The sequence below is a fragment of the Microcystis sp. LEGE 08355 genome (genome assembly GCF_015207185.1).
In the GTDB taxonomy this organism is placed as follows: Bacteria; Cyanobacteriota; Cyanobacteriia; order Cyanobacteriales; family Microcystaceae; genus Microcystis; species Microcystis panniformis.
On sequence record NZ_JADEXI010000273.1, the window covers coordinates 1 to 6,090 of the forward strand.

8 protein-coding genes are annotated in these 6,090 nt (G+C 43.2%); 3 read left to right on the forward strand and 5 right to left on the reverse strand.

The genetic code is table 11. The features are described 5' to 3' along the window. The 4 genes from IQ242_RS14305 to lepB form a co-directional block, all read right to left on the reverse strand. The coding region (locus IQ242_RS14305; protein WP_193960423.1) for an alpha/beta fold hydrolase at positions 1-600 on the reverse strand (600 nt) is incomplete at its 3' end. Between the two features lie 65 nt (positions 601-665). After that, positions 666-1,034: a DUF1818 family protein gene (locus IQ242_RS14310; protein ID WP_193960424.1), complete on the reverse strand. Its 369-nt coding sequence runs from the start codon at positions 1,032-1,034 to the stop codon at positions 666-668. A 6-nt stretch (positions 1,035-1,040) separates the two neighbouring features. Next, positions 1,041-1,616: a hypothetical protein gene (locus tag IQ242_RS14315; RefSeq protein ID WP_193960425.1), complete on the reverse strand. Its 576-nt coding sequence runs from the start codon at positions 1,614-1,616 to the stop codon at positions 1,041-1,043. A 151-nt stretch (positions 1,617-1,767) separates the two neighbouring features. Then, positions 1,768-2,865 (reverse strand): signal peptidase I, encoded by a 1,098-nt coding sequence (lepB, locus tag IQ242_RS14320; RefSeq protein WP_193960426.1) that lies wholly within the window; start codon positions 2,863-2,865, stop codon positions 1,768-1,770. 123 nt (positions 2,866-2,988) lie between these two features. On the opposite strand from lepB, the gene IQ242_RS14325 reads away from it, so the two are divergent. The 3 genes from IQ242_RS14325 to IQ242_RS14335 all read left to right on the forward strand — a co-directional run bounded on the left by IQ242_RS14325 (position 2,989) and on the right by IQ242_RS14335 (position 4,714). Further along, on the forward strand, positions 2,989-3,648 hold the full coding sequence (locus IQ242_RS14325; RefSeq protein ID WP_052275712.1) for a glutathione S-transferase family protein: 660 nt from the start codon (positions 2,989-2,991) through the stop codon (positions 3,646-3,648). Continuing rightward, positions 3,649-3,945, forward strand: a complete 297-nt coding sequence (locus tag IQ242_RS14330) for a hypothetical protein (RefSeq protein WP_002767927.1) — start codon at positions 3,649-3,651, stop codon at positions 3,943-3,945. 148 nt (positions 3,946-4,093) lie between these two features. Continuing rightward, positions 4,094-4,714, forward strand: a complete 621-nt coding sequence (locus tag IQ242_RS14335; protein ID WP_151697304.1) for a chorismate lyase — start codon at positions 4,094-4,096, stop codon at positions 4,712-4,714. A 173-nt stretch (positions 4,715-4,887) separates the two neighbouring features. Here the strand turns inward: IQ242_RS14335 and IQ242_RS14340 are convergent. Then, positions 4,888-6,090, reverse strand: a 1,203-nt coding sequence (locus IQ242_RS14340; protein WP_193960427.1) for a hydantoinase/oxoprolinase family protein, incomplete at its 5' end; no start/stop codon positions are given.

The window sequence follows — 6,090 nt, forward strand, 5'->3', positions numbered from 1 at the left end:
GGATAAAGAACGATTAGAGTCTAAATTAGGACAAATTACCGCACCACCACCGATATGGGCGGGATCGATGCCTATATCTTCCTGATTCTCTGCCGATTTAATTCCCCAGAGGGCCAATTGTCCCCCCAGAGAGTAACCCGTGAACCAAAAAGGGGCAGGACAGCCCATTTTTTGAGCTTGGGCGGCAATATGAAGGAAATCTAGCCCTTCATAGATGCCATCGGAGGTGAGAGTCGGGGATAATTCGGCTGTCTTACCGTGGGCCCGCCAATCGAAGAGGACGACTGCGTAGTTTCTTGCTACGGCTTTTCTGCCTAAAATTCTTAAAAACCATTGATTATCTAAGTCTCCCGTGATGCCGTAGGTGCCGATAATTGTTCCCTTAGCTTGCGGGGGAATGGAAACAATCCCGTAGATGGGGACCGCATTGGCCCCAGTGAAAATGGTTTCTTGATAGACTGGTTCGGGAATAGCGATCGTATTTTGCCAGGTTTCTCGCGCTTTTAGGGACACATAGAGGGTCATGGCAAAACCGTTTTTCAGCAATGGGGGCGGAGTGTAGGTGAGATTATCGGTCTTCGTCCTCGGATGGGCAAGCATAGCAGCACAGGGGAATCAAAAAGTCAAGAGGGGGAGACAAAAATTAACTTATGCCCACCGCTTTCTTAAAAATTGTAAAGCAAATTGTCCCAAGCAGCGAGCAACTCTGGCAGGGCATTGGCCGACCAATTGCCCTCACAACCGCGACCTTGATAGAGAATCAATCGCAGGGAATAATTATCGGGAAATCCTGCCGCTTCTAACCATAAAAGCTCGCTTTCCGCTTCACAAGCAATACTTTCTTCATCCATTAATTCTGTGGCCATGGCTGCCATAGTTGCGGTCAATTGTGATAGTAACCGACGCAAATCTTGCCACTCGGCCTCGGTTAATTCGATCGCCCAATCATCGCCACCAATTAATCCTTTATAAACGGCTGCCTTAGGATTCCAACCGAGTCGCCAACCCGAACCATATTTGAGAATTTTTTCCATAATTTTCTAGAATTTTAATAGGTCAGCATCTCCCGGTTTTGATAAAGATGGACGACTAGGAGAAGGACTAGGAGAAGGACTAGGATTGGGGGTTTCTTGGGGGAGAATAGCGGGGTTATAAATTTCGACTAGAAGGGTGACTAACTGCTGCCGTTGACGACGATTAAGACTGTTCATCGCTTTGATATCGGCAGCCATGGGGTTAACGGTAAGGGTTGCTTGTCCGGGATAGTTTTCTTCGCTGATTTTCTCGTTTACTCCTAGATAATCTCCTAGGGTTAATTGCCAATCAAAACGTATGAGAGTAAACCTTTTTTTTGTATCTTGATGATAACGAAGAAAGCGACTGATTAAAGTATTATTCGGATCTACCGCTCCTGTCTCTCGACGGATATAGTTGTTTTCTTTCGGTAAATCTAGCATTACTTGATAAATTTGTTGAGCAACTGTTTCGGGTCGTTGAATTTGGCTCATCCCGGTGGATTGCCAGGATAACCACCAGAAAAATATCCCTATTCCTAGCCATATTATTAATAATATTAGTCGCTGAATTTTCAGCTTTTGAGGAAATTTTAAGAGCATATTAATCAAGAAAAGATTGAAGTTAATTATCTAGGAACAGTGGGGATTTTTCAGGAACATTTCAAGAGGTTGGGAATGTTATAATCATCTAACAATACCCCAACTCATCTAACTGTAACACCTAGGCTCAAAGTTACCCCAGTCATCCCCATCATAGCAAAGACTGGACACGATCGAGGGGCCAGTAAACTTTATAGGCTTGACCAACGATATAACTTTCTGGCAAAAAACCCCAAGCATGGGAATCAAAACTATGGTTACGATTATCTCCCAAAACAAACAGGTTTTTTGGGGGTACAGTCATAAATTCTATTTCATAATTGGCTAACTCGGCGGTGTAGGGTTCCTCGATAACTTGCCGGTTGAGATAAACTTTACCCCTGCGGATTTCCATGGTATCCCCGGGAATAGCGATGACTCGTTTGATAAAAAAATCTCCCGAATTAGGCTCTAGTTGCTTAATTTTTTCGGGAGTTCTAAAAACAATTATATCGCCTCTTTCCGCTTGATAATTACTGGATTGACTGACGAAAACGCGATCACCTACTGCGAGGGTAGGCAGCATGGATTCGCTAGGAATCTCGAAAAATTCTATTTTTTGATGTAACCAATCGGGAAAATAATTACAGATAATTCCCCAAGTAAAAATTGCTGCCACCATCAGCGCCAAAATGGAACGATAGGTGTGACGATGGGGATGGAATTGATGGGGGAAAGTGTGATAAACATGATAAATAGCGATCGCTGTAATTAAAGGCGCAAGAAAGAGGATATTAGCAAAAAAATCAGCCATTTTCAGGCTAATCTGGGATATAGTCAGAAAAATTATCCCTAAGCTCACCTTATCAGCGTACAATTGCCCCAAACCTGGCATAATCCGGTTAGCGAAGACGGCAAACCATGGGTTTTTTTGTTTCCGGGGAATTTTCTCTAAGCTGTTATTCTGTCTGGAATAATAAACACTCCAGTGAGCGTCAAAAATATTGCTAATGTAAAGGACAACCAGAGCAACTATTCCCCCTAATCCCCAGCTTACAGGGCCATTGGGGCTAAAAATTGACCAAATTGTCACAATTATTAATATTAATTGAGCGATTGCCAAAAGGGTTGCTTTCCGGTTTTTGTTAGCATACCATTGTCCCAAGCCGGGGAAGAACATCGAGAGATTGACCGCTAACCAGGGATCTTTTGCTTGTGAATTAGTCGCATAAGGACGAGAAACAGCCGAAAAAAGGGAGGGTTTGCTCATAGTATAGACCTATTGCCAATTCAGTAAACAGTAAACAGTAAACAGTGAACAGTGAACTTAAAACTCAAATCTGATAACTGATAACTGATAACTGATAACTAATATAGCAACCAACAACAATTAATGCTTTTACTTCAATTTAGCACATCTCATTACTGTCGCAAAGCTCGTTTAGCTCTAGGTTATAAGGGGATTGATTACCAAGTAGAAAATCTCACCCCCGGACTACATATTCTCAAACTCAGTCCCCTAACTAAAGGGTTAACCACTGTCCCCGTTTTAATGGCAGCAGATGAGATTATTGCCGATTCTACTGCCATTTTAAAATATTTAGAAAAAGTAGTTCCTTTCCCCTCTTTTATTCCCGCTGGGGAAAAGGAGAAAAATCAAGCTTGGTTACTAGAGGATTGGTTAGATGAAAGTATTGGAGTAGCGACTAGATTTGTCTATTATAATTATCGCGCTGGAGAGGGAAAAGCGATCGATCCTTCCCTGAGTAGTCAAATAATTATTAATATCGTGCGACAACAATATAAAATCACCCCAGCCAGGGTAAAACTAGCGGAGGAGCGGCTAGAAAATGCCCTCAAGATTCTAGAATATTGGCAAAATCAGGCCTATTTGGTGGGAGATAAATTAAGTGTAGCCGATATTGCCGCCACTGCCCTACTCAGTCCTCTGGCTCTAATTCCCAGTTATCGTCAAAAATATCCCTGGTTGTTTGCTAGAATCGGGGAAATTCATCAACAGTGTCGAGAAAAATTGCCACCCGGTTTAAATTAAATGCAGCGAACGACCAAAATTATCATCCTCATCTCGATCGGTTTCTTATCGCCCCTAAAAGCCCTTGCTTTGCCCGCTCCTGAAGATATTCCCGAAGAAGTTTTACGAGCAGAAATTATCACTTCGGCTCGATCGCCCTTGGATAATCAACCCCTAAATGCGGCAGAATATGCCTTACTGGAAGAACAATTAGCCACCAGCATTTATCCACCCCAAATTAATCCCAAGATTCGACAATTAATTGCCCTGAGAAGATTACAAAAACTCCTCCAGATATTGATACCTTTTTATCGTTAAGATCAAAATAGCCGATCTCCTTTGGCGAGAGTGCCTATGCTAACCAAAAATTTAGAGAGGATTGGAGCAAGGCGATCGCTTTTATCACCAGCAGACAAAAATCCCGTGTTATGATTAATGAAAAAATCATAAAGTTTTGTAACAAACCTTGACTGCTATCCTCCACCCCCAAGAAAAACCCCTGCTTAATCGTCCTTGGTACTCCCTGTCCCCTCTCTGGCAAGGAGACGAAACCGATGTGAAACAAGGTTTACCCCATAGCCAACTCGCGCCTCCTTGGCAGATTTTAATTCTCGGCGATGGTTCTCCCACCCGTCATTTACAACTTTTAACTGGTGAAAAAACGGAGGTGGATGTGATCGATATGTCCCCCATCGGCGACGATGAGGATGGCGCACCGATGAAAATTAGCCTGATTCCGGGGCCGAGATTGCGTCGTCAAGTCTGGTTACGCACAGCTAGTGGTCAAAGGTTAGCCTATGCCGCTTCTTGGTGGTCTGCCAATCAAGTGGACGAATATCTAGAAAATCGTTCCCTACCGATTTGGGAAAGTCTCTCGCGGCTGCACACGGAATTGTATCGCGATGTGCAGGGACTTTATTACGGTCATTCCCCGGAATTAGAAATAGCTTTTGGGGAAAAAGGAGCATTTTGGGGTCGTCATTACCTATTTTGGCACGCTCGCCAACCCCTTACCCTGATTTACGAGGTTTTTTCTCCCTATCTCCGTAAATACCTCGGCGAAATGAGAATTGATCAATTAGGATAACTGCTGTAGATATTTCTAAGTAGGGCTGGCTGAATAAATCTAAAAACCTTGTTGGATAATATCTTTAGAACGTAGGTTGGGTTGAAGCATGAAACCCAACGCCCGCATGGGTTACGCTACCGCTAACCCATCCTACAAATAATTGTACCTCCCTACTTATGTAGTTCAATTAGTTAATCTTTGGAGAGAATTAAATGATTTTTCTCCGTTAATTTGGCCATCCAACCCGGTTCAATCACAATCGTGCTAATTTTTTCGATAATAATTGCGGGTCCTGGCAGACAATCAAAAGGTTGCAGATCTGAACGCTGATAAATTGGCGTTTCCCGCCATTGATTAGCCAGAAAAACCGCTACTCGATCGAGCATAGGAGGTAATTCTTCCATGGGACGGGTGCGGGTTAAAATTGCTTCTTGGGGACTGTCCATAGTCTGGATCAATTCCACGGCAATCGACTCAACAATTAAAGCTTTTTGTTCTTGTTTAAACCCATAACGTCTTTGATGTTCCCGTTCAAAATCCTGACGCATTTGATCGCTAAAATTAACCGCTAAAGTGGCATCACTGCCTTGATATTTTAAACTGACTTGCTGCCGCACCTGATTATAACCCTCTAATTCCCGACCTGCTAAAACTTCTAATTCGTTCATTTCCGTGAGTAACTGCCCGATTAAATCAGCATTTAACGGCTGTTCGATCGCTTTTTCTTTAATTACCCTCAAATCGGCCAAACCCATGCCGTAGGCGCTTAAAACCCCGGCGTAGGGATGGAGAAAAATGCTTTTCATTCCCAGAGTATCGGCAATTAAACAGGCCACTTGACCCCCGGCACCGCCAAAGGTACAAAGAGTATAATCACTGAGATCATAACCCTTTTGTAGAGAGATTTTTTTAATCGCATTAGCCATATTTTCCACGGCAATTTGAATAAACCCCGCAGCCAACATTTCAGGACTATTATTACCACCCATTGTTGCCGCTAATTCGTGAAACTTTGTCAGCACAATCTCTTTATCTAGGGGTAAATTTCCCTCTTGTCCAAAAATAGCGGGAAAATAGGTGGCTTGAATTTTTCCTAACAAAACATTAGCATCGGTAATTGTTAATAGTCCACCCCGTCGATAACAGGCAGGTCCCGGATTAGCTCCGGCACTTTCCGGCCCAACCCGAAAACGAGAACCATCATAGACTAAAATCGAACCTCCACCAGCGGCCACGGTGTGAATACTTAACATCGGCGCTCGCATTCTTACGCCGGCAATTTCGTTATCTGTTTGGCGCTCGTATTCCCCTTGAAAATGAGACACATCGGTGCTAGTTCCTCCCATATCAAAACTGATAATTTTGCTAAATCCCGCCCTTAAACTGGTTTGTAC

Coding starts and splice junctions, on each gene's coding strand:
- IQ242_RS14310 (WP_193960424.1), bottom strand. CDS start 1,034: ATGGAAAAAATTCTCAAATATGGTTCGGGTTGGCGACTCGGTTGGAAT.
- IQ242_RS14315 (WP_193960425.1), bottom strand. CDS start 1,616: ATGCTCTTAAAATTTCCTCAAAAGCTGAAAATTCAGCGACTAATATTA.
- lepB (WP_193960426.1), bottom strand. CDS start 2,865: ATGAGCAAACCCTCCCTTTTTTCGGCTGTTTCTCGTCCTTATGCGACT.
- IQ242_RS14325 (WP_052275712.1), top strand. CDS start 2,989: ATGCTTTTACTTCAATTTAGCACATCTCATTACTGTCGCAAAGCTCGT.
- IQ242_RS14330 (WP_002767927.1), top strand. CDS start 3,649: ATGCAGCGAACGACCAAAATTATCATCCTCATCTCGATCGGTTTCTTA.